This window comes from Bacillus sp. FSL R9-9834 (genome assembly GCF_038006905.1).
Lineage (GTDB): Bacteria > Bacillota > Bacilli > Bacillales > Bacillaceae_G > Bacillus_A > Bacillus_A pacificus.
In genome coordinates, this window is record NZ_JBBOWD010000001.1 from 1,916,285 (window position 1) to 1,938,425 (window position 22,141).

The window sequence follows — 22,141 nt, forward strand, 5'->3', positions numbered from 1 at the left end:
GTTTGAAAAAATGACAATAAAATGAATTTTCAGTCTAGAAAGAGGGAGTATATTTTCTATTTTTGAATAACATTATTTCGTGTTTGAATTTTAGAAATACATTTTTCTCTTGACAAAAAAATAACGAATTTATCCATTGATTAATAGGACATTTTTTCGTAGAAAAGTCAAGTGTATAAAGAGAGAAACGATTATTTTATTGATGCAAAGATAAGTCTCATATTAAAAAAACACATTTTATCGATGAGGAAAATATAATTCAAAAAAATACCAAAAGACATATTTCAGACAAAATGATGTCAATAATACGTCAAAAATCAGCTGAATTTACTATGCAGGTATATTATACAATTCGATTAACGAATAAAACACTACAGAAATAGTGAAAAGGTAAAAAATAGCATTACAATAGTTTGAAAAACTGAAACTTCATATTTTTCGACAATACATACAAAATGTTTTTGTCTTTTCGTATTTCTTAATAATTGAGTTTGATAAGATTGCTCAATTAACTTTTATTATAAAAACTATGAAGGAAGTGATTGTAGTATGGAAACGCTCGAATTGGCACGAATACAATTCGCATCAACAACGATTTTCCATTACTTTTTTGTTCCGCTGTCTATTGGTTTAGCTTTTATCATTGCGTTAATGCAAACGTTATATGTGGTAAAGGGACAAGAAATTTATAAGAAGATGACAAAGTTTTGGACGCAAATATTCCTTGTTAACTTTGCAGTAGGTGTAGTAACTGGTATTCTACAAGAATTCCAGTTTGGCATGAACTGGTCAACCTATTCACGTTTCGTAGGCGATGTGTTTGGTCCATCACTTGCGATTGAAGGTTTATTAGCATTTTTCATTGAGTCTACATTTTTAGGTTTATGGGTATTCGGTGAGGATAAATTACCGAAGCGCATTCATCTTTTATGTATTTGGCTCCTTTCAATTGGAACAATGTTATCAGCATTTTGGATTTTAACTGCAAGTGCATTTATGCAATCGCCAGTAGGATATGAAATGGCAGCAGATGGACGTGCACAAATGAATGATTTCTTAGCAATTATTCAAAATCCACAATTATGGGTACAATTCCCGCATACCATTACAGCGGCAATTGCAACTGGTGCATTCTTTATTGCCGGTGTGAGTGCATGGAAAATAACGAAAGCACAAGAAACTGAAGTGTTTAAAAAATCATTCCGCATTTCTATCATTGTTGGAACACTTACAACGGCGCTAGTATTATTCTTCGGTCATGCGCAAGCACAACAATTAATTAAGACACACCCAATGAAAATGGCAGCAGCTGAAGCGTTATGGAATACGAGCGAAGATCCAGCACCATTTACAGTATTTGCGAAAATTGATGCGGAGAAGAAAGAAAATTCGTTTGAAATTCAAATCCCGTATATGCTAAGTCTATTATCATATGATAAATTTAGCGGCCAAGTAGAAGGGATGAATCAAATTCAAAAGCAATATGAAGAAAAATATGGGCCTGGAGATTATATTCCACCAGTACACACGATGTTCTGGAGCTTTAGAGCGATGGTAATGAGTGGAACATTTATGCTTCTTCTAGGAGCGTACGGTTGGTTCTTATCAAGAAAAGATCGTTTAGCTGAAAAAACTTGGTATTTAAAATTAATGGTGTATGCAATTTCACTACCGTTTATCGGTAATACAGTAGGATGGATTATGACTGAAATGGGACGTCAACCTTGGGTAGTTTTCGGTGTTATGAAAACGGAAGATGCTGTATCTCCAAATGTTACGTTCGGAGAAGTGCTATTCTCTTTAGTTTCGTTCACATCATTATATTTAATTATAGGTGGAATTACAGTTTACTTATTCGTTCGTATTATTAAAGGACATGAGAATAAGAAAGCGAAACAGGATTCTCAAAGCCATGATCCATTTGATAAGGAGGATGAGTATGTTATCTCTTAATGAGTTGTGGTTTATTATTATTGCAGTTTTATTCGTTGGCTTCTTTGTACTTGAAGGTTTCGATTTCGGTGTAGGTATAGTTTCAAGGTTTTTAGGAGAAAACGATTTAGAGAAAAGAATATATTTAAATACAATTGGTCCATTTTGGCACGCGAATGAAGTATGGCTTGTTTGTGCAGGTGGCGCTATGTTTGCGGCATTCCCGCATTGGTATGCAACTTTATTTAGTGGGTTTTACATTCCGTTTGTATTTATGCTTCTTGCTTTAATTATTAGAGGTGTTTCTTTTAAATTCCGTGCGAAAATAGATAATCATAAATGGAAAGGCTTTTGGGATTGGGGTATGTTTTTAGGAAGTTTACTACCGCCTATCCTTTGGGGAGTTGCCATTGCTAACTTTATGGTAGGTATTCCAATTGATGAGATGAAAAATGCTGTAGGTGGATTCTTACAATTACTTCATCCATTTGCATTACTTGGAGGAGTTATGTTCCTTCTGTTATGTATTGTTCATGGATTGCAATTCCTTACTATACGTACAACAGGTAAGTTAAGAGAACGTGCACGTATTGCCGCGTTGAAAATTGCACCACTCGCAATTACAGCACTTCTTATTTTTGCCGGTGTAGGGTTATGGAAAACAGATATTTTCACTGGTCATGGTACAGAGTGGATTATGGTTCCAATCGGAGCTTTTGTAGCGTTATGTGCGTCAACATTATTAAATAAAAGAAGAAGAGATGGTTGGGCTTTCTTTATGACAAGTTTAACAATCATTTTACTAAGTGCGAGTGTGTTTGCTGGCATGTTCCCACGTGTCTTAATTAGCTCGTTAGGGTCAATATACGATTTGACAATTTATAATGCAGCATCAGGAGATTATGCACTAAAACTGATGACATATTTTTCAATTGCTATATTGCCATTTGTTTTGGGAAGTCAAATATGGAGTTTCTATGTGTTTAGACAACCTGTTAAGTCAGATAAAGATTTGGAGTACTAATGAAAAGAAAAAGAGGACTTCCGTCGTATCCTGGTAGCCGAGTTTTATATGTAGTGTTAACAATCATTAGCATGTTAGAAGCTTTTAGTATTATTGCACAAACAGTGTTTTTAGCGCGAGCTATTACGTTTTTATTTCAGGGAGAAGTAGTGCAATCTGTGTTAAATGAAACAGTTTATTTCGGAATCACGTTTGCAGTACGTCACTTGCTAGTTCGAATGTCACAAATATTAGTGGAACGTTTCGCTGAAAAAACAGGATCGCTACTGAGAAAACAATTAATAGAGGCGTATTTCACATTAGGTCCACGGTATGTTCAAACTGTTGGAACAGGTCATCTGGTTACCTTATCGATAGAGGGTATTGAGAAATTTAAAACATATATTGAATTAACAATTCCTAAAATGATTAGAAGTAGTATCGTACCAGGACTAATTGTACTATATGTTTTTACACTAGATATTGAGTCTGGAATCATTTTAGTTGTAACGATTCCTATCGTAATTATTTTTATGATCCTACTAGGATTAGCAGCGCAGAAAATGGCGGATAGCCAATATGAAACATATCGTGTTCTTTCTAATCATTTTGTAGATACGTTAAAAGGATTAGAAACATTAAAGTATTTAGGTCAAAGTAAACAACACGAAGGAAAGATTGAGAAAGTAAGTAAAAGATATAGAAAAGCAACGATGCGTACTTTGCGAGTTGCTTTTCTTTCTTCATTTGCATTAGATTTCTTTACGAGTTTATCAATTGCATTTGTAGCGGTCGGATTAGGGATACGTTTAATAGATGGAACAATTGTACTATTGCCAGCCCTTACGATTTTAATTTTAGCTCCGGAATACTTCTTGCCGATTAAACAAGTTGGCGCAAATTATCATGCTACGTTAGATGGACAACTTGCAATGGAGCAAATAGAAGAGATTTTACAGCGACAAAAAGAAATAGGGAAGAAAGAATCTAATGTAGACTTAATATGGAATTCAACTAGTAACTTGAAATTACAAGTTGTAAAAGTAAAGAATGATGAATCTGAAAAAGCTATATTAGAGGGAATTGATTTTACTTGGAAAGGCACTGGCGCTATAGGTGTAATTGGTGAAAGTGGAGCAGGGAAATCGACGTTAATCGATGTATTAGCTGGATTTTTAACTCCTTCGGGTGGAAAGATGATCGTAAATGGTGTAGAAATTGACGGGTCTACTCGTGAAGAGTGGCAAAAGAATATTGCTTATATTCCGCAGCAACCTTATATTTTCCCGCTTTCATTAAAAGATAACATTTGTTTCTATGAAACAAATATAACTGATGAAGAAGTGGAAAGAGTTATGAATGAAGTTGGTCTTCGTTCACTCGTTACATCGCTTCCAAATGGAATGTATGAAAGAATTGGAGAAGGTGGGCGTATGCTGAGTGGCGGACAAGAACAACGTGTCGCAATGGCGCGAGCCCTTTTAAGTAAAAAGCCAATTATTTTATTAGACGAGCCTACGGCACATCTTGATATTGAAACTGAATTTGAAATAAAGCAAGCGATGTTACGTCTGTTTGAAGGTAAGCTAGTATTTCTTGCAACACATCGTCTTCACTGGATGAAACAAATGGATCATATTCTTATTTTAAATAAAGGGAAAATGATAGAAAGTGGAACGTATGAAGAACTTGTAAAGAATGAGGCATTACATGTTCACAGGAAAGAGAGGGGATAGAGATGAGTAACTGGATTAAACCGTATATACAGCAAAATAAAGGTAGAATGACTGTAACTCTTTTCCTTGGTCTTCTTGGAGTTAGTTCAGGTGCGATGCTACTTTTCATTTCAGGTTATTTAATCTCTAAATCTGCTCTTAGACCAGAAAATGTAATGGCAGTTTATGTACCTATCGTTGCAACACGTGCGTTTAGTATAGGACAAGCGGTATTTCATTATGTAGAGCGTTTAGTTGGACACGATGTTGTATTACGCATATTAGAAAAGATGAGAACGAAACTATATGGGATAGTAGAACCACAGGCGTTATTTTTCCGTTCACGATTTCAAACGGGCGATATGTTAGGCGTATTATCCGAAGATATAGAGCATTTACAAAACCTATATTTACGTACAATATTTCCTAGCATATTAGCATTAGTTGTATATAGCATATTCGTACTTGTTATCGGTACATTTGACGTAGTGTTTGCACTTATTGCAGGGTGTATGCTAGCTATTATCGTTTTTCTGCTTCCATTTGTATCGTTACTTTTAATGAAGCGACATCATGTTACTTTAAAACAAGGAAGAAATCGTTTGTATCAACAACTAACAGATGCTGTTTTTGGATTATCTGATTGGCAAGCAAGTGGTAGAAAAGATGAATTCATTGATAAGTATGTAGAGCAAAATGCTCAGTTGTTAAAAACGGAAAAAAGAATGAAGCGTTGGAATCATATTCGGGACAGTATTATTCAATTAGTAGTGGGTATTGTAGTTATTGCAATGATTATATGGACTGGAAATGAGGCTGCGAGTGAACAAATTGCTCCTACCGTTATTGCGGCTTTCGTCTTAATGACGTTATCTGTCACAAACGCGTTAATTCCTCTGTCAGATGCTATCGATCGAATTCCATCATATGTAGAATCCGCTCATCGTCTCAATCAAGTAGAAGGTAATGGTGTTTTACAGGATGAAAAGGAATTACATGTAGATAAAGATTATATTGCATCTAAACATATAGACATTGAATTAAATCATGTATCGTATAGTTACCCACATAGTAATGAAATGATATTGAAAGACGTATCATTACAAATAAAAGCAGGAAAGAAAATTGCCATTTTAGGAAGAAGCGGAACCGGAAAATCTACTTTGTTAAAATTGTTAACAGGTGCGCTAAGCCCGTTACATGGTGAAGTTTTATTGAATAGTGAACATGCTCACACGAATCTTTTATCAAAATATATTTCTGTATTGAATCAAAAGCCGCACTTATTCGATACGACAATTGGAAATAATGTGCGAATCGGCAAACAAGAGGCAACAGATGAAGAGATATGGAAAGCTTTAGAGAAAGCACAATTAGCTTCTCATATTGTTTCTCTTCCAGATGGATTACAAACAAAAATGCATGAGATGGGAAAAAGATTTTCTGGTGGGGAAAGACAACGGGTTGCTTTTGCAAGAACGCTAATGCAAGAAGCACCAATCATTGTACTAGATGAACCTACAATCGGCTTAGATCCAAAGACAGAATTATGTTTAATAGAAACGATGTTTTCTGCAACGGAAGAAAAGACAGTAATTTGGATTACGCACCATCTTGTAGGAATGGAGCATGTTGATGAAGTAATATTCCTTGATCGTGGTCAAATTGTGATGCAAGGTAGTCATGAACAACTTCTGAAAGAAAATGAGAAGTATCGTATGCTTTATGAGTTAGACAAAGGAATATAATTTTATCCGACTTTAATGGGCAGTAAGACCCCCACCTTAAAATGCAGTGAAAGCAAAGAAGTTAGGTGGGGGATCAACTGCCCATAAAAGTCCGATTGGTTCAACTAATAATCAGTGGGGGATGAAGAAAACCCCCACTGATTAAAGTTTCACTTTATTAAGTATGTAATGGAAAAATAGCTACGCCTAATGGTGGAGCTATTTTTTTGTTTTGAAATGAATATTCTATTCTTGTTTATGATGGATGGCAAATGTATATGATCGTTACGAATGAAAAATGAATTTCATATTATACATATAATGGAGGGGATATACGTGAAGGAGCAGTATAAAATTATTGTTTTAAGTGATGAATTATCAAAGGAGAAGATTCAAAATACATTAGACAAAAATAAATGTAAAACAATCGTTCATCTTGTAGACGTGTCAGCTATTGTTCAAATAGAAAATTCTTTTCAATATATAGTCATTTGGAGAATGGACGCAGAAAAAATTACAAATGAATTGATAAATAGGGGCGTGCAAAGTACAAAAATTATTAATTTAACAAAATACATGTATGAATGGAGGAATAAATTAATTTCTATCTATCAAATAAATCCGGATCTTATGTCTTTATACATTTCTATGAAAAAAGCAAAGGGTGATCCGACGTATGAATTATTTGCGACGGGCTTATCTTATCCGCATTGTGGCATAAGTACGGAGCTCCTCTCAAAAAAGTCAATAAAACTAACACTTCCATCGCAAGATTTATACTATGATTATTTAATAGCGTCACAACTGCTATCAAACGATCATTCCTTTCAATATTGTTTGATAGGAATAGCCTATTTCTCTTTTTACTTTGACATGTCGTTATCATCTGAAGCATATAGAATTCACAAAGTATATTATCCATTGTTTCAAGACGGTCATCATACTGTAGTGCATTCTCCTTTACCCACTGCTGGATTCTCACATCTAGATACCCCGAAACCACTTTCTTCTATTTTTAATTTGCATTTTGAATATATTTTATTAGACGAACTAAAAGATGAATCATTGATGTTGCCTTGGTTAAATGCTGAATGGAATAACACGCCTCTTCACATTCCTTTTGAAGAACACGGAAAAATAAGAGCAGTTTCACATGCTAAATTGTCATATCCTCATACTTTAGTTGAAAATAAAACGATTTTCAAAAAATATTTAGAACTATTGTTAAAACATGATATAAAACCACTAATTGTTGTATTTCCTGTTACTTCACATTATTTCAATTGTAGTAGTAAGAAATTAAAAGAAGATTTTTATAACGTTATAAAAGATTTTCAATCTCAATATTCTTTTCAAATTATAGATTTATTTGATTCGCCATTATTTTGCGATGATGATTTTTATGATAGTGATCATATGAATAAAAAAGGTGCAAATAAAATGTCCGTGTTATTAAATATGTTTATTCAGGAACGAAAAGTATGATATTTCGTTTCATGTCTGCATAAAAGTATATAGGCTCCATTCGGTTACAGTAATGTGATTTTTGTGTCGCGTATATAAATAATATGCGAAGAGGTGAGAGAGTAAAATGAGAACTCGTATTGAAAGAAATGAAGAGGTGGTAGATCAACTTCCGTTGGTAAGTGTATTAATTCCTACATATAATCGTCCACGCCACTTTGAAGAGGCGTTATGTAGTGTGTTAGAACAAACGTACCCTAATATAGAAATTATAGTTGGAGATGATAGTACGAATGATGAAACAGAAAAGGTGTTACAAAAATACTTATGTGATCATTCAAATATTACTTATATAAAAAACAGGTCAACTCTCGGACAGTTTGAAAATGCTCTAATGTTATTTAATGAAGCGAGCGGTGAGTATATAAATTTTTTAATGGACGATGATATCTTTCATGTGGATAAAATTGAAAAAATGATGAAGTATTTTTTCAATGATTTAGATAATGAAATTAAGCTTGTAACATCCCATCGTCAAGTAATTGATGAAAAAGGGAAAGAACTACGACATATTTATTCAACTGTCCGTTTATTTAAAGAGGATACGATTATAGAGGGAACAGAATTAGCAAATAGGGTAATTGTCGATCAAAAAAATTATATTGGAGAACCGACAACAGTTTTGTTTCGTAAAAGTGATTTACAAGAACCGTATGGAATCTTTGATAAGAGGAGGTATCTTTGTAACGTAGATATAGCTTCATGGTTATCTTTATTAAGTAAAGGAAAAGCAGTATATATAGCAGAGACACTGAGTTACTTTCGATTACATCCAGATCAACAGTTAAATGAATCTAATAAAATGATGGATGGATTAGAAGATTTTTCACATAGTATTTTAGCAGGAGAAAAATATGGTTTCTTATCTAACGAAAAAGAGTTAGATAAAGCGATAACTAATTTTCTAGATTATGCAAGAAGGATAGTTCCATCATCAATATTATATACATTAGACTATTATCAAAAAATTAAAGAAAAGAAAATAAACATAGAAAAGAAAAAACAACATATAAATAATAATTCGCCTTTACCGAAAGTAAGTATACTTATTCCTGCGTACAATAGGCCGTATTACTTGGAATTGGCGCTTCACAGCGCTCTGAATCAAACATATGAAAATATTGAAATTATTATTTCTGACGACAGTACAAATAATGAAGTCAATGCTATGATTCAACCGTATTTACGTGAATATGAGTGTATTACATATGTTAAAAATGAAACTCCGTTAGTTGCTGAAAACTTTAATAAGTGTATAGAACTTGCGAACGGGGATTATATAAACTTTTTATTAGATGATGACTTATTTCATCATGAAAAGATCGAGAGAATGATGAAATACTTTTTGACGTTAGAAAATATTTCATTTGTGACGTCTTATCGTGAACTGATTGATGAGAACGGAGAGATATTACCACCTTCAACTTTGAATATGAAAATCGCGAAAGAAACTACACTTTTTGAAGGAAAAGAATTAGGGAATTACATATTGAAAAATTTAAAAAATATAGTGGGTGAGCCAACAACTGTTCTGTTTAATCGGAACTTGTTTGAAGGGAAGTTTGGGTATTTTAAAGGGAAGGCTTATTCTGCTATTAATGACATTGCAACTTGGTTAGATATGATGAGGAAAGGGAAAGTAGTTTATATAAAAGAGCCTCTTAGTTATTTTAGACAACATAGTGAACAAAATCAAAAACAAATGCATTTTATTTTAATGACAATTGACGAATGGATTGAATTAATTATAGATGCATATAATAGTGGTTTTTTAAGTTCTGAGAGGGATTATAAAGAGAGCCTATCTTATTGTTTAGAAAATGCAGGATTTATAGTTAAAGATGCAGTAAGAAATGGAGAACTAGATCAAATTTATAATGAAAAGATTAAAAAAGGATTAAACAAGCTAGTTGCTCATATGTTTGAGAAAGAATCGTGTTATTGTCAATATTGCAATCAACAATTTGAAAAATTTTCACCTTGGCCAGCAGATTATGATTTTCCGAAATATAAATTTGAGATGTGGAATAAAGATACAGGGATATGTCCAGTTTGTAGTTCAATGGATCGTGAAAGATTGTATCGTGCGTACATTGAAACGGAAACGGACTTGTTAAGTAGAAAATATACCATGCTTCATATTGCACCTGAAGCGAATTTAAGGGATTGGTTTAACGAGTATAAAAATATTACGTATGTATGTGGGGATATAGAACCAAAGGATCCATTAATGAAGGAAATTGATGTTACAAGTATTACATATGATAGTAATACGTTTGATGTAATTTTATGTAGCCATGTATTAGAACACGTTCTTGACGATGATAAAGCAATGCGAGAGTTATATAGGGTTTTAAAACCAAATGGATGGGGAATTATTCAAGTACCAATCGTAATGAATGTAGATTCTATTATAGAGAATAAATTAATTGTAACACCACAATTGAGAAAATTAGCTTTTGGTCAAGAAGATCATGTGAGAATTTATAATCAATCGGGATTCATTCAACGATTAACGAATGCAGGATTTAAGGTGGAATTATATAACATAGCTGAAAGACAAGGAATGAAAAGTGCGAGGGAATTTGGATTATCTGAAACAGATATGCTCTATATTGTCCGAAAATGATAGGAAGGAATAAATAGATATGGAGAATATTCCTTTTTTACGTGCTTCAACTGTACCAGTAATTGAGTATTTAGATGAATTGAAGGAAATTGATGCATCGCACATATATACGAATTATGGACCTATAAATCAACGTTTTGAACAAACAATTATGTCGGGATTTTTTCAGAACAGGGGAGCTGTTACAACAGTAGCAAACGCAACGTTAGGGTTAATGGCGGCCATTCAACTTAAGAAAAGAAAAAAAGGAAAGTATGCCCTCATGCCTAGTTTTACATTCCCTGCAACTCCATTAGCGGCTATTTGGTGTGGGTTGGAACCTTATTTTATTGATATTTCAATAGATGATTGGTATATGGATAAAACAGTACTCTGGGATAAGATTGAAGAATTAAAAGAAGAGGTTGCGATTGTTGTCCCGTACGCAACTTTTGGCTCATGGATGAACTTAGAAGAATATGAAGAATTAGAGAAAAAAGGTGTTCCGGTTGTCGTAGATGCGGCACCGGGATTTGGATTAATGAATGGAGGGATGCATTATGGTCAAGATTTTAGTGGAATGATCATATATAGCTTTCATGCAACAAAGCCTTTCGGAATTGGTGAAGGAGGGCTCATATATAGTAAAAATGAAGAAGATATACAACGTATTAAAAGAATGGGGAATTTCGGATTTGATACAAATCGTGAATGTACGATGATGGGGTTTAATTGTAAAATGTCTGAATACGCAGCCGCGATTGGGATTGCAACTATGAAAAAATGGGATGACAAATTAAAAGAACGCACCCGTATTTCTGAATGGTATAAACAATTGTTACAAAGTAATGGGTTAATGAAAAAAGGGTGGCAACTCCAAAAGACAGAAGCAGTTATTCAGCAATTTATGCCTATTCTTTGTCCGGAAGAAGTTCGCAACAAACAAGTAATAGAAGAACTGAAAAAACAGAAAATAGAAGCTAGATTATACTTTTCGCCCTCTTGCCACCAACAAGTTCTTTTTAGAAACTATAAGTCTACAGATTTAACAAGAACGAATAAAATAGCAAAACGAATAGTAAGTTTGCCTTTATGGGAAGGAATGACGAAAGAAATAGTAGAACAAATTGTAATCTGTTTAGGACAGAAGGTGGTGTCGGCAGATGAATAGTTTTTATAGTCAAGAAGAGCTAAAGAAAATTGGATTTTTATCTGTTGGGAAAAATGTATTGATTAGTAAAAAAGCAAGTATATATAATCCAGGTGTTATATCAGTTGGTAATCATGTAAGAATTGATGATTTTTGCATTTTAAGTGGCAAAATCACAATTGGAAGTTATTCGCATATATCAGCGTATACAGCGTTATATGGAGGGGAAGTTGGAATTGAAATGCATGACTTTGCAAATATCTCAGCTAAAACCTTAGTATATGCAGTACTAGATGATTTCAGTGGGAATACATTAATGGGGCCAACCGTCCCGAATCAATATAGGAATGTGAAAACAGAAAAAGTTATTTTAAAAAAACATGCGATTATTGGTGCTAATTCTATTCTTTTTCCAAATGTAACTATAGGAGAAGGCACGGCAGTAGGTGCGATGAGTATGGTGAAAAAGAGTTTAGAAGATTGGTATATTTATGCTGGAGTTCCCGTAAGAAAAATAAAACCTCGTCAAAGAAAGATGCTAGAGTTAGAAATTGATTTTTTAAAAAACATTCCTTCTTAACAAAAAGAAGGAATGTTTTTATTTTTATAGTGCAGCAGAGTGTGTATATAAACGTATTATGTTTTAAATTTTGCTGACCAAGGCAATACTGAGCCATAGTGAATGTAAAGTTGGAGGGCGAGCGTATATGTTTGATGAGGATGGGATTGTTTTAATTATGGAACCGGCTGATGAAAGAAATTTAAGGAGATTTATTTTTTCAGTACCAAAGTCAGTGTATGAAAAGAAGGGGCTTACATTACACTATGGAACAGCTATAGGACAAGGATATACGGATATAATTGAAGATATTATTAGCGTACATATAGAAGTAGATGTTGTAACGGTAATCGGGCATGTAAGAGGGTAAATAGCTATTTAAAAAAGGGTTATAAGTAATGTAGCTAGAAGTTAGGAGAGAGAAACTTACAGACAATTATAAAGACGAAGGGAGCCTAAAATGAAAATAAAATCAATTTTATTAGTATTTATAGTTACAATTGGTTTGATGGGATGTTCACTCGTTGAACAAGGAAAGAACTCCATAGATTATGCTCAAAAAGCGACAGATTATGTAAATGAAATAAGTGCATTTGCAAATGATGCACCAGCATTAGCTGAAAAGGCTGTTAATGATAGCGAAGCTCGAAAAGAATTAGAAACGAAGCTTAGTGAAATTAAACAAGATATACCCGCTTTTAATGAATTAACGCCACCTGATGTAGCAAAGGATCTTCATCAACAAATCGTCGGATATAACGAAAAATTAAATACGTTAATTGATACGGCGATGACAAAGATAGAAGAAGGGAAAGTGAATGTAGAGCAATTTAAAAACTCTGAGCTTATGCAGACGGTAGATCAAGTTCGAGATTTGAAAGATAAAGTGCAAAATTTAGGTCAATAGTGAAAAGCTCCGTTTGTGATAAACGGAGCTTTTTGTATAAGTGATTACTTAATAAAATACACCACAACACCCATTAAAATGATAGCATTCCCAATTACTTTTCTTTTCGTTACTTTTTCACCTAAAAAATACCAACCGAAAATTAATATGATGATATAACTTAATGATTCTAATGCAGAGACTTGATTTATTGTCAGTCCCTTTAAGGCGATAATATTGAATCCTGCGTTAAGTACAAATAAAGAGTAACCGATGATTACATATGGATTTACATATTCTTTTAATTTAGAATCATATTGCTGTAAAGTAGCCTTTTTTAATAAAATTTGTGAGTAATTGGCCAATACGATTCCAAAGATCAATAACAACATATAACTATTCATCTTTTGTCACCACCACAATTCCGACGATAATAATAGTCGCACCAAGTAAATGATTCCACTGTATCGTATCTCCAAATAGAACCACTGACCAAAGCATTGACCACAGTATAATAATTCCGCGATGTGAATATGCTTTTGATATTTCAAAATGCTTAATTACTTGTTGCCATAAAATTGCATATCCAAATAAAAGTACAACTAGTCCGAAATAAGCAATAAAAAATGAGATGGAAGCAATGGGAAACTTAGCTGCCCATTTCATGTAAACCACAATGATAGAATATATCAAAAAAGCTACATGTAAAAATACGTAATTTTTAATAGTTGGTTTCATTTATTCACTCTCTTTTACATATAAATATATATTTATATTTATATCTATCTTTTCCTAATAATAGATATTGGAACGTATTTTGTTTAATCTTTCACATTCCAAATTATATAGTATCATGGCTTTTATTGTAAAACAATAGAAGCTATGCATTCATTTTTTCCAAGGTTCTACAATATGTATCGTTTTATTTGTTGCATCCAACTCTACTTGAACACCGATAGGTATAGTAATCATTGGATGTGTATGACAACAATCGAAGTCAGCTAGAAAAGGAATTCTTTGATTTTGAAGTACTTCTAATAGTATTTCAAAAGGTGTTCGGTTGGTACCACAATCATCAAATTGCTCGTGTTTTCCAAGAATGATACCTGAAATTTTATCGAATACACCGTTAATTTTAAGGAATGAAAAGCTTCTTTCAATAGTAGCTGCATCTTTTGAACTGTCCTCAATAAAGAGAATGTCGCCTTCTTGAATATGTGGCATATAGGGGCTACCCAAAATTCCTTGTATCGTGTTTAAATTCCCGCCAATAATACGCCCAGTAGCTTTTCCATCAATTACTGAAATCCAATCGTTTGGTCGAAGTTCTTTCTCCTTCGTCTTTTCTTCCCAATTAATAAATTCATCTGACCAAAATAATGGTTGTTTTATATGATAAGGAAGAGAATGATCATGTAGTAAAGTTTCAGCAAAATATTTGTATGTGCAATCAACAAAAGGTTCAAATTCGCCAAAGGAAGGGACGAGAGCTGGTCCATAAAATGTAGGGATTCCTGTTTTGGCGTAAATTCCTAGTAATAAAGCAGTTGCATCTGAATACCCAATCATTATTTTAGGGTTATTTAGAAAAGCATCATAATCAATATAAGGTAATATTGAATTTGAATTCATCCCACCAATTGTTGACATAATACAAGAAACATTAGGATTTCTTATTAAAGCATTCAGTTCCTCAGCACGCTCTTGTATACTACCCGAACGATAATAATCATATCGACCTGTTAGTGAACCTTCTAATATATGAAATCCTTTCTGTTGTAAGTAAGATTTCGCTCGTTCAAATCTTTTAGGAGAAGTGTAGGTTACTGGAGAAGAAGGTGAGTAAATCCCAATTGTGTCTCCGTATTTTAATGATTTTGGAAGTGGCATTTGTATGAATCCCTTCTATTAATAGTTTTATTCATAAGGATTTATCATTGAATATTCTTATATTTCGGTATTGTTATTGTAACATACATGCATTGAAATAATAATTGCTGTAGATGAATAAATATGCTTTTTACCTTGACGATATAAAGGGAAAGTTGTTATGGTTAAATGTGAGTGTATAAAAGGTTTGTTAAAGGAGTTTTGAAATGAAGCGGTTAAAATGGGGAAGGCTGACAGTCCTATTAGTCATTGTTTTAGGGATATGTTGGTTCTTATTCCAAGGAACTCAAAAGAGTGCAACAAGTATAGAGGGACAACCTTTACAAGTGGCAGAACTACCTAAAACAGGATTAGTTGAAAAAGTAGTCCCACCAAAGTACATACCACCGGAAATTGATGCAAAAGCAGCTATGATTATTGATGCGAGTAATGGAGATATTATTTATCAACATAATGAAAATGAGGCTTTTGCGCCAGCAAGTATGTCTAAGATGATGACAGCATATCTTCTATTAGAAAATGTACATAATGGGAAAGTTCGCTGGGAAGATCCGGTGAAAATGAGTGCGAAAGCGGCACAAACAGAGGGAGCGAGAATCCCAGTACAAGTTAATGACACATTAACTGTTAAAGATTTATATCATGCATTAATGATTGAGTCAGCTAATAATTCAGCTGTGGCTTTAGCAGAACATATGGCAAAATCGGAGAAAGATTTCGTTCAGCTTATGAATGCAAAAGCGAAACAGTTAAAAATGTCGGAACATGCTAAATTTGCAAATGCTTCTGGATTACAAGAGCCCGATGGAAGTGAAACAAAAATGACGGCTGGTGATGTAGCAAACTTGGCGTATCATCTTATAAAAGATTACCCAGAAATATTAGAAGTGACTCACTTACGTCAAAGTCAGTTAGCATTTAATAATATTAATGTTATAAGTACAAATGATATGTTAAACAAAAATAATAAAGCTTTATATATAGAAGGAATAGACGGATTAAAAACAGGATTTACAGATAGCGCAGGGTATTGTTTTACGGGTACAGCAAAACAAGGTGATACTCGTATTATTACAGTTGTTATGGGAACAAAAGGTAAAACAAAGCGTTTTACAGAGACGAATAAGCTAATGTCTTATGCATTTGGCTTAGTTAATTAAGTGAAATACTGAGTTGGATCATCATATAAGAAAGGCAATTTGTTGTTACGTATTATCGGTAACAACAAATTGCCTTTTATTTTTTAGCACTAATAAAGTAAAAAGGTAAAAAATGTGAGTGTTATTATTTGAGTTTATTATTGTTTGTTTATATTATAAAGTTAGAAACTTATTAATGATAAGTTTTGAGGGGCATATGATGTGTACATAGGAAAAAGCCTCAAATGAAAATTGGAGGGAATTATGATGGCAAAAGATTTTTACTCAGCAATTGAAGACAGAAGATCTATTTACGCAATTAGTAAAGAACAAGTAGTTTCTGATGAAAAAATTCAAGAAGTAATTTATCATGCTGTAAAACATACACCTTCAGCTTTTAACTCTCAGAGTGCTCGCGTTGTCGTCTTGCTTGGAGAACAACACGATAAGTTATGGGATATTACGAAAGAAACGTTACGAAAAATTGTACCTGAAAATAACTTCGCTTCTACGGAAGAAAAAATGAATGCATTTAAAAGTGGTTATGGAACAGTTCTATACTTCGAAGATAGTGAAGTGGTGGAAGAACTGCAAGAAAAATTTGCATTATACAAAGAGAACTTTCCAATTTGGTCTCAGCAATCCTCAGGAATGTTACAATTTGCAATTTGGACAGCTTTGGAAATTGAAGGGTTTGGTGCTACATTGCAACATTACAATCCATTAATTGATGAAGAAGTGAGAAAAGAATGGGGAGTTCCAGAAAATTGGAAGCTTATTGCGCAAATGCCGTTTGGTAAACCAGTTGTACCTGCAGGTGAAAAAGAATACCAGCCTTTAGAAAACCGTGTGAAAATTTATAAATAATGTAGGAACGAGTGGGGGAATTGTTTATCCCCCACTAATTATTATTTGAACCAATCGGGGTTTTGCTACTTATAAAAAGGTGAACAGGGATACAACCTGTTCACCTTTTTATAAGTAGTAAGGATTTTTTTGATAGGAATTTTTCATCTGATTTTTTAATTCGTTTTTACGTGTTTCAATAGTTGATATTTTTTGTAAGGTAATAATTGAAACGAATTGAAAAAAAGCATAGTACAGTTCTATATTTTTATTTATAGGATCATCTATTATGTTTTTCATAAATATACCTCCCTTTTGATTCCACTATTTGCAAGCAATAAAACGCTACTATATATATGATAATATAAATAACCTATAAATTCCATAGATAGTTAAAAATGGGTAGCGGAATGTGTACTTTCGTCAAATTAGAACAAAATTTTTGAAGTTAAATCTTACAAATCGTCAAATCTTTTAAAAGTGATAGATAGTATCAAAAATAGTTTTCTAAAAATATTATACTATTGATAAAAAAAGTGTTTTTTGTCATGATAAGAGTATACTTCATAGGAGGAACTATACTAGGAAATACATTCTTTGCATTGTGTTAGATGAATAGAATTTTTTAAGTGGATAGAAAATATATACTAAGATAATGAATGGTATGTCGAATTTTCAATAAAATACATAAGAAATATAAAAAAAGCATTGCAAAAAGAGTAAGTTTAATGGTAAAGTTCACATGAAGTTCACACGGATTTCACTTCGCTCGTTTAAAATGAACTCTGTGTGAAAAATAAAACTCTTGTTAAAAAATGGAACTTAATGAATATTTTACTTTGATAATATTGTAAAGTATTAAGTTTATACGTTTTTTTTAAGAGGATAGTAGGGAAAGGAAGTAAAGACAACTTATGAAAAAAGTAATTGCAGGTTTAGCAGCAGCTTCAGTAGCAGGTGTTGCAGTTCCAGGTATGGATTCTGCTCATGCACAAGTTTCAAACGAAGCGCTAAAAGAAATTAATGGACAAACTCAAACACAAACGACTGTAACTGAAACAAAAACTGTAGAAACAAAATCTGACTTAAAATACACAGTAACTGCTGATGTATTAAATGTTCGTTCAGGTGCTGGTACAGGACATAGCGTTATTTCTAAAGTAAAACAAGGTCAAGTACTACAAGTAATTGGACAAGAAAACGGTTGGTTCAAAGTAACTGTAAACGGTCAAACTGGTTATGTAAGTGGTGACTTCGTAACGACTGGTGGTAAAACAGGAACTACTGTTCAACAAGGAACTGGTACTTACACAGTAAACGTTTCTTCACTTAACGTACGTACAGGCCCAAGTACATCTCATACAGTATTAGGCTCTGTAAATAAAGGTAAAACAGTACAAGTTGTTGGTGAAGTACAAGATTGGTTTAAAATCAATTTCAATGGTGGAACTGGATACGTAAGCAAAGACTTCGTAACAAAAGGTGGTTCTGCTGTATCTAACCAAACACAACAACCAACTACAAACAACAATACTACTACAGTTCAAACTGGTGGTTCTTATGTTGTTAACACTGGTGCTTTAAAAGTACGTACAGGCCCAGCTACATACAACGCTGTAATCGGTGGTGTAACAAACGGTACAGTATTAAACGTTACTGGCGCTGAAAATGGTTGGTACAAAATTAACCATAACGGCCGCACAGGTTACGTAAGTGCAGACTTCGTTAAGTTTGTAAAAGGCGGAGTAAACAACGTTACAAATAACAATAACGTTACAAATAACAATAACGTTACAAATAACGTTCAACAACCAGGTAAAGACGTACAAAAGCCAACAACTGGTGGAGATACATCTTCAATCGCTGGATTCGCTAGATCATTAAATGGTTCACCATACAGAACAGCTGGTACGACACCTGCTGGTTTTGATTGCAGTGGATTCATTCACTATGTATTAAATCAAACTGGTCATAAAGGCGCTCGTCAAACAGTTGCTGGATACTGGAGCTCTAAAACAAAAACTAGCAATCCACAACCAGGTGATTTAGTATACTTCCAAAACACTTATAAATCAGGTCCTTCTCACATGGGTGTTTACTTAGGAAACGGTCAGTTCATTAGTGCAGAAACTGATGCAACTGGTGTACGTATTAGTTCTGTAAGTAACTCTTACTGGAGCAAGCACCTATTAGGTTACACAAAAGCATACTAAGAAAAAGTAGATTATATACTTTTCGTATAGAGAAAAGGCTTTCCAGGGAAACTTGGGAAGCCTTTTTATAGTTTAATAAATTGGAAGGTAATAGTTTTTACTGTAACTTCCCGTTTAAAAATCGAGCGTATAGATCATGAAAGTAGTTGGGGCGGAATAAGTTTGCTGCATGTCCTGCTAACGGTATTTCTTTATATAAAACGTTAGGAAGAATGGACTTTAAATCAAAAAGACAAGATTTATAGAGATGATCATGTTCGCCCATTACCCATAGAATAGGGTGGGGAAGTGATTTTAATTTAGATTTTAAATCGAATTCTAACCGGTGACGTAATGATTGAGCAATAATTGATGAATGTAATTGCAATCCGAACCGATAATAAATATTTCTTGAAATGACTGCGAACGGATTTGCCTTTAGTATGCCACTTGGAAAAATGGTATTTGCGTATTGAGAGAGCCATTTAGAGTAATCGTCTCCTCGCTTCTCCCAAAACTTTTGAAATACGTTATATAAAAGGGAAGGGTTATTATAATGTCCACCAATATGACAAATGCTCAAAACTTTTTCTGGATGCATTTGTGCAAAAATGGTAGAGATATAACAGCCGTAGCTTAAAGCGCAAATATGAGCTTTTTGAATGCCTTCTTTTTCGTATAAATTCAATAATTGATCAACGAGACGCTGTAATGAAAATTCGATAGCTTCTCCTTTATCATCGCCGTGACCTAATAAGTCATAAGTAATAATGTTGTAAGAGGCGGAAAATCGTTTATGCTCTTTTTTGAAAGCACGACGATTGCCGACTAAACCATGAATAAAAATAATTGTTTCCTTTTTAGAATGTATATTTGTTTGCAAAAAGGATACTCCTTTCAATAACTGGAGATTTATATAGTATTGTAAATTAGTTATCTATCATTCACATAGAACAATATTAAGTACCAGGTAATAATATCAGATGTTTATATCTGTTGTAAAGATGAGTTTTTATGTATATTTTGTAAAAACAGAAAAAGTGTGTTTACATTCAGTTTACATTTGTATTGTATTCTATTTTTAGAAAGAACAGTTTTGTTTAACACGAGGAGATGACAGAAATGGAAGTTAGAAATGAAATAAAGAAAAAAGGGAGTTGGAGGCAGTTTTTACGCCTTATTCAAGATACAAATCCTTCGAAAGGGATTCTTGTTTTTGCGTTATTCATGAGTTTGCTTTCTACGGGAGCGAGTTTATTTATTCCGATGTTAACAAAAGGATTAGTAGATAATTTTTCACTTTCGTCAATTAGTACAGGACAAATTGTTGGGCTAGTTGCATTCTTTATTATGCAAACTATAGCTGCAGGATTATCTATATATTTACTAAATTATATCGGGCAGAAGATTGTAGCCGGACTGAGAGAACGTTTGTGGAAAAAGGTACTTATATTGCCAGTATCTTATTATGATCAAAATAGAACAGGCGATACAATTAGCCGAATGACAAATGATACAGGTGTTGTGAAGACATTAATTTCTGAGCATTTGTCAAATTTATTAACAGGCGGTATTTCAATTGTCGGATCATTAATCGTATTATTTGTTTTAGATTGGAAAATGACACTTTTACTTTTAACGGTTATTCCATTATCAGTACTGATCTTAGTTCCACTAGGGCGAAAAATGTATAAGATTTCAAAAGCACTTCAAGATGAAACAGCTTCTTTTACAAGTGTGCTAACGCAAGTATTATCAGAAATTCGTTTAGTGAAATCTTCGAACACAGAAAAAAGAGAATATGAAACTGGAAATAAAGGTATCGAGAAGTTATTGCAATTTGGTTTGAAAGAGGGAAAAGTGCAAGCGTTAATTTCACCAGTTATGTCGTTTGTTTTAATGGCATTACTTGTTATTATCGTAGGATATGGCGGGATGCGAGTTTCTAGCGGTGCATTAACAACTGGGGAACTAGTAGCGTTTATTTTATATTTAGTTCAAATTATAATGCCGATGAGTCAATTATCTATGTTCTTTACACAATTCCAAAAGGCAATTGGTGCAACGGAAAGAATTAATACTATTTTAGAATACGAAGTAGAAGACCATGAAACGGGTGTGAAAGTCACAAATGCTAAGCAACCAATTGTTCTTGAAAATGTACATTTCGAGTATAACGAAGAAGAGCAAGTGTTAAAGAATATTGATTTCACAATTGAATCAGGAAAAGTAACAGCGATCGTAGGGCCAAGTGGTAGCGGGAAAACGACATTATTTTCACTATTAGAACGTTTTTATGAGCCAACTAGCGGTGCTATTAAATTAGGGAAAGATACAATTACGAACTATTCATTACAGTCATGGCGACGTCAAATTGGTTACGTTTCACAAGATAGTCCGTTAATTGATGGAACGATTCGAGATAACATTTGTTACGGCGTTGAGGGAGAAGTGACAGATGGAGAAATTGAAAAAGTAGCGGCGATGGCATACGTTGATGCATTTATTCATGATTTGCCAAATGGATATGCAACAGAAGTTGGAGAACGTGGTGTGAAACTTTCTGGAGGACAAAGACAGCGAATTGCCATTGCCCGAGCGTTACTTCGAAATCCACAAATTCTTATGTTAGATGAAGCAACTTCTAGTTTAGATAGTAAATCAGAGTCTGTCGTTCAAAAGGCATTAAATAACTTAATGAAAGGGAGAACAACGTTAGTTATTGCACATAGACTTTCTACTGTAGTAGATGCAGATAAAATTATTTTTATAGAAAAAGGGAATCTTACAGGAAGCGGTACACATGATGAATTGTTACGCACACATGACATGTATCGTGAATTTGCAACGCAACAATTGAAAATTAAAGAGGGCGTATTATAAAATGAATCATCAGTGGGGCTTATACTCCGCTGATGATTCATTTTTACAAGTTATATAAAAGATGCTACGTAGAAAGGAGAGGTTTTC

General features: G+C 33.5%; 19 protein-coding genes. 14 read left to right on the top strand and 5 right to left on the bottom strand.

What is annotated here, in order from left to right:
* Positions 1-549: 549 nt before the first annotated feature.
* The 10 genes from cydA to MKY00_RS10005 all read left to right on the top strand — a co-directional run bounded on the left by cydA (position 550) and on the right by MKY00_RS10005 (position 13,125).
* Positions 550-1,953 carry a cytochrome ubiquinol oxidase subunit I gene (gene cydA / locus MKY00_RS09960; RefSeq protein WP_000448882.1) on the top strand — a complete coding sequence of 468 codons (1,404 nt, stop codon included), beginning with the start codon at positions 550-552 and terminating at the stop codon, positions 1,951-1,953.
* Positions 1,940-2,956, top strand: coding sequence for a cytochrome d ubiquinol oxidase subunit II (cydB, locus tag MKY00_RS09965; RefSeq protein ID WP_016717219.1), 1,017 nt, complete (start codon positions 1,940-1,942; stop codon positions 2,954-2,956). Before cydA ends, cydB begins: the two co-directional genes overlap by 14 nt.
* Positions 2,956-4,671 carry a thiol reductant ABC exporter subunit CydD gene (cydD, locus tag MKY00_RS09970; RefSeq protein WP_016717220.1) on the top strand — a complete coding sequence of 572 codons (1,716 nt, stop codon included), beginning with the start codon at positions 2,956-2,958 and terminating at the stop codon, positions 4,669-4,671. Before cydB ends, cydD begins: the two co-directional genes overlap by 1 nt.
* A gap of 2 nt (positions 4,672-4,673) precedes the next feature.
* Positions 4,674-6,398: a thiol reductant ABC exporter subunit CydC gene (cydC, locus tag MKY00_RS09975; protein ID WP_016717221.1), complete on the top strand. Its 1,725-nt coding sequence runs from the start codon at positions 4,674-4,676 to the stop codon at positions 6,396-6,398.
* Positions 6,399-6,713: 315 nt separating this feature from the next.
* The gene (locus MKY00_RS09980) at positions 6,714-7,862 is read left to right on the top strand and encodes a hypothetical protein (protein ID WP_016717222.1); all 1,149 of its coding nucleotides are present in this window, start codon (positions 6,714-6,716) and stop codon (positions 7,860-7,862) included.
* A 106-nt stretch (positions 7,863-7,968) separates the two neighbouring features.
* Positions 7,969-10,530, top strand: coding sequence for a glycosyltransferase (locus tag MKY00_RS09985; protein ID WP_016717223.1), 2,562 nt, complete (start codon positions 7,969-7,971; stop codon positions 10,528-10,530).
* Between the two features lie 19 nt (positions 10,531-10,549).
* Positions 10,550-11,680: an aminotransferase class I/II-fold pyridoxal phosphate-dependent enzyme gene (locus tag MKY00_RS09990; RefSeq protein WP_016717224.1), complete on the top strand. Its 1,131-nt coding sequence runs from the start codon at positions 10,550-10,552 to the stop codon at positions 11,678-11,680.
* Positions 11,673-12,239, top strand: a complete 567-nt coding sequence (locus MKY00_RS09995; RefSeq protein WP_016717225.1) for an acyltransferase — start codon at positions 11,673-11,675, stop codon at positions 12,237-12,239. The genes MKY00_RS09990 and MKY00_RS09995 overlap by 8 nt, the downstream gene beginning before the upstream one ends.
* Positions 12,240-12,366: 127 nt before the next feature.
* Complete coding sequence (locus MKY00_RS10000; protein ID WP_000459104.1) at positions 12,367-12,588, top strand: hypothetical protein; 222 nt, start codon at positions 12,367-12,369, stop codon at positions 12,586-12,588.
* Between the two features lie 90 nt (positions 12,589-12,678).
* Positions 12,679-13,125 carry a DUF6376 family protein gene (locus tag MKY00_RS10005; protein ID WP_016717226.1) on the top strand — a complete coding sequence of 149 codons (447 nt, stop codon included), beginning with the start codon at positions 12,679-12,681 and terminating at the stop codon, positions 13,123-13,125.
* A gap of 44 nt (positions 13,126-13,169) precedes the next feature.
* Here the strand turns inward: MKY00_RS10005 and MKY00_RS10010 are convergent, their stop codons facing one another.
* From MKY00_RS10010 to MKY00_RS10020, 3 genes are all read right to left on the bottom strand, one after another.
* A complete protein-coding gene (locus MKY00_RS10010) occupies positions 13,170-13,508 on the bottom strand; it encodes an EamA family transporter (protein ID WP_016717227.1) in 339 nt (112 codons plus the stop codon).
* Positions 13,501-13,842: an EamA family transporter gene (locus MKY00_RS10015; protein ID WP_016717228.1), complete on the bottom strand. Its 342-nt coding sequence runs from the start codon at positions 13,840-13,842 to the stop codon at positions 13,501-13,503. The genes MKY00_RS10010 and MKY00_RS10015 overlap by 8 nt, the downstream gene beginning before the upstream one ends.
* A gap of 150 nt (positions 13,843-13,992) precedes the next feature.
* Positions 13,993-14,994 (bottom strand): S66 family peptidase, encoded by a 1,002-nt coding sequence (locus tag MKY00_RS10020; protein ID WP_016717229.1) that lies wholly within the window; start codon positions 14,992-14,994, stop codon positions 13,993-13,995.
* Positions 14,995-15,200: 206 nt separating this feature from the next.
* Between MKY00_RS10020 and MKY00_RS10025 the strand changes: the two genes are divergently transcribed.
* Positions 15,201-16,154, top strand: a complete 954-nt coding sequence (locus tag MKY00_RS10025; RefSeq protein ID WP_000825886.1) for a D-alanyl-D-alanine carboxypeptidase family protein — start codon at positions 15,201-15,203, stop codon at positions 16,152-16,154.
* Positions 16,155-16,397: 243 nt separating this feature from the next.
* A complete protein-coding gene (locus tag MKY00_RS10030; RefSeq protein WP_001993708.1) occupies positions 16,398-17,000 on the top strand; it encodes a nitroreductase family protein in 603 nt (200 codons plus the stop codon).
* A 108-nt stretch (positions 17,001-17,108) separates the two neighbouring features.
* On the opposite strand, the gene MKY00_RS10035 is transcribed toward MKY00_RS10030, so the two are convergent.
* Positions 17,109-17,279, bottom strand: a complete 171-nt coding sequence (locus MKY00_RS10035) for a hypothetical protein (protein WP_011040231.1) — start codon at positions 17,277-17,279, stop codon at positions 17,109-17,111.
* A 614-nt stretch (positions 17,280-17,893) separates the two neighbouring features.
* Between MKY00_RS10035 and entFM the strand changes: the two genes are divergently transcribed.
* The gene (gene entFM, locus MKY00_RS10040) at positions 17,894-19,192 is read left to right on the top strand and encodes an enterotoxin EntFM (RefSeq protein ID WP_016717230.1); all 1,299 of its coding nucleotides are present in this window, start codon (positions 17,894-17,896) and stop codon (positions 19,190-19,192) included.
* 97 nt (positions 19,193-19,289) lie between these two features.
* On the opposite strand, the gene MKY00_RS10045 is transcribed toward entFM, so the two are convergent.
* Entirely contained in the window at positions 19,290-20,054 is a 765-nt protein-coding gene (locus MKY00_RS10045) for an alpha/beta fold hydrolase (protein WP_001194311.1), read from the bottom strand.
* 239 nt (positions 20,055-20,293) lie between these two features.
* Between MKY00_RS10045 and MKY00_RS10050 the strand changes: the two genes are divergently transcribed.
* Entirely contained in the window at positions 20,294-22,054 is a 1,761-nt protein-coding gene (locus MKY00_RS10050) for an ABC transporter ATP-binding protein (protein ID WP_016717231.1), read from the top strand.
* Positions 22,055-22,141: the final 87 nt, after the last annotated feature.

What these genes read in the sequence shown, in the direction of transcription:
- cydA (WP_000448882.1), top strand. Translation starts at nt 550, where the DNA reads ATGGAAACGCTCGAATTGGCACGAATACAATTCGCATCAACAACGATT.
- cydB (WP_016717219.1), top strand. Translation starts at nt 1,940, where the DNA reads ATGTTATCTCTTAATGAGTTGTGGTTTATTATTATTGCAGTTTTATTC.
- cydD (WP_016717220.1), top strand. Translation starts at nt 2,956, where the DNA reads ATGAAAAGAAAAAGAGGACTTCCGTCGTATCCTGGTAGCCGAGTTTTA.
- cydC (WP_016717221.1), top strand. Translation starts at nt 4,674, where the DNA reads ATGAGTAACTGGATTAAACCGTATATACAGCAAAATAAAGGTAGAATG.
- MKY00_RS09985 (WP_016717223.1), top strand. Translation starts at nt 7,969, where the DNA reads ATGAGAACTCGTATTGAAAGAAATGAAGAGGTGGTAGATCAACTTCCG.
- MKY00_RS09990 (WP_016717224.1), top strand. Translation starts at nt 10,550, where the DNA reads ATGGAGAATATTCCTTTTTTACGTGCTTCAACTGTACCAGTAATTGAG.
- MKY00_RS09995 (WP_016717225.1), top strand. Translation starts at nt 11,673, where the DNA reads ATGAATAGTTTTTATAGTCAAGAAGAGCTAAAGAAAATTGGATTTTTA.
- MKY00_RS10000 (WP_000459104.1), top strand. Translation starts at nt 12,367, where the DNA reads ATGTTTGATGAGGATGGGATTGTTTTAATTATGGAACCGGCTGATGAA.
- MKY00_RS10005 (WP_016717226.1), top strand. Translation starts at nt 12,679, where the DNA reads ATGAAAATAAAATCAATTTTATTAGTATTTATAGTTACAATTGGTTTG.
- MKY00_RS10010 (WP_016717227.1), bottom strand. Translation starts at nt 13,508, where the DNA reads ATGAATAGTTATATGTTGTTATTGATCTTTGGAATCGTATTGGCCAAT.
- MKY00_RS10015 (WP_016717228.1), bottom strand. Translation starts at nt 13,842, where the DNA reads ATGAAACCAACTATTAAAAATTACGTATTTTTACATGTAGCTTTTTTG.
- MKY00_RS10020 (WP_016717229.1), bottom strand. Translation starts at nt 14,994, where the DNA reads ATGCCACTTCCAAAATCATTAAAATACGGAGACACAATTGGGATTTAC.
- MKY00_RS10025 (WP_000825886.1), top strand. Translation starts at nt 15,201, where the DNA reads ATGAAGCGGTTAAAATGGGGAAGGCTGACAGTCCTATTAGTCATTGTT.
- MKY00_RS10030 (WP_001993708.1), top strand. Translation starts at nt 16,398, where the DNA reads ATGATGGCAAAAGATTTTTACTCAGCAATTGAAGACAGAAGATCTATT.
- MKY00_RS10035 (WP_011040231.1), bottom strand. Translation starts at nt 17,279, where the DNA reads ATGAAAAACATAATAGATGATCCTATAAATAAAAATATAGAACTGTAC.
- entFM (WP_016717230.1), top strand. Translation starts at nt 17,894, where the DNA reads ATGAAAAAAGTAATTGCAGGTTTAGCAGCAGCTTCAGTAGCAGGTGTT.
- MKY00_RS10050 (WP_016717231.1), top strand. Translation starts at nt 20,294, where the DNA reads ATGGAAGTTAGAAATGAAATAAAGAAAAAAGGGAGTTGGAGGCAGTTT.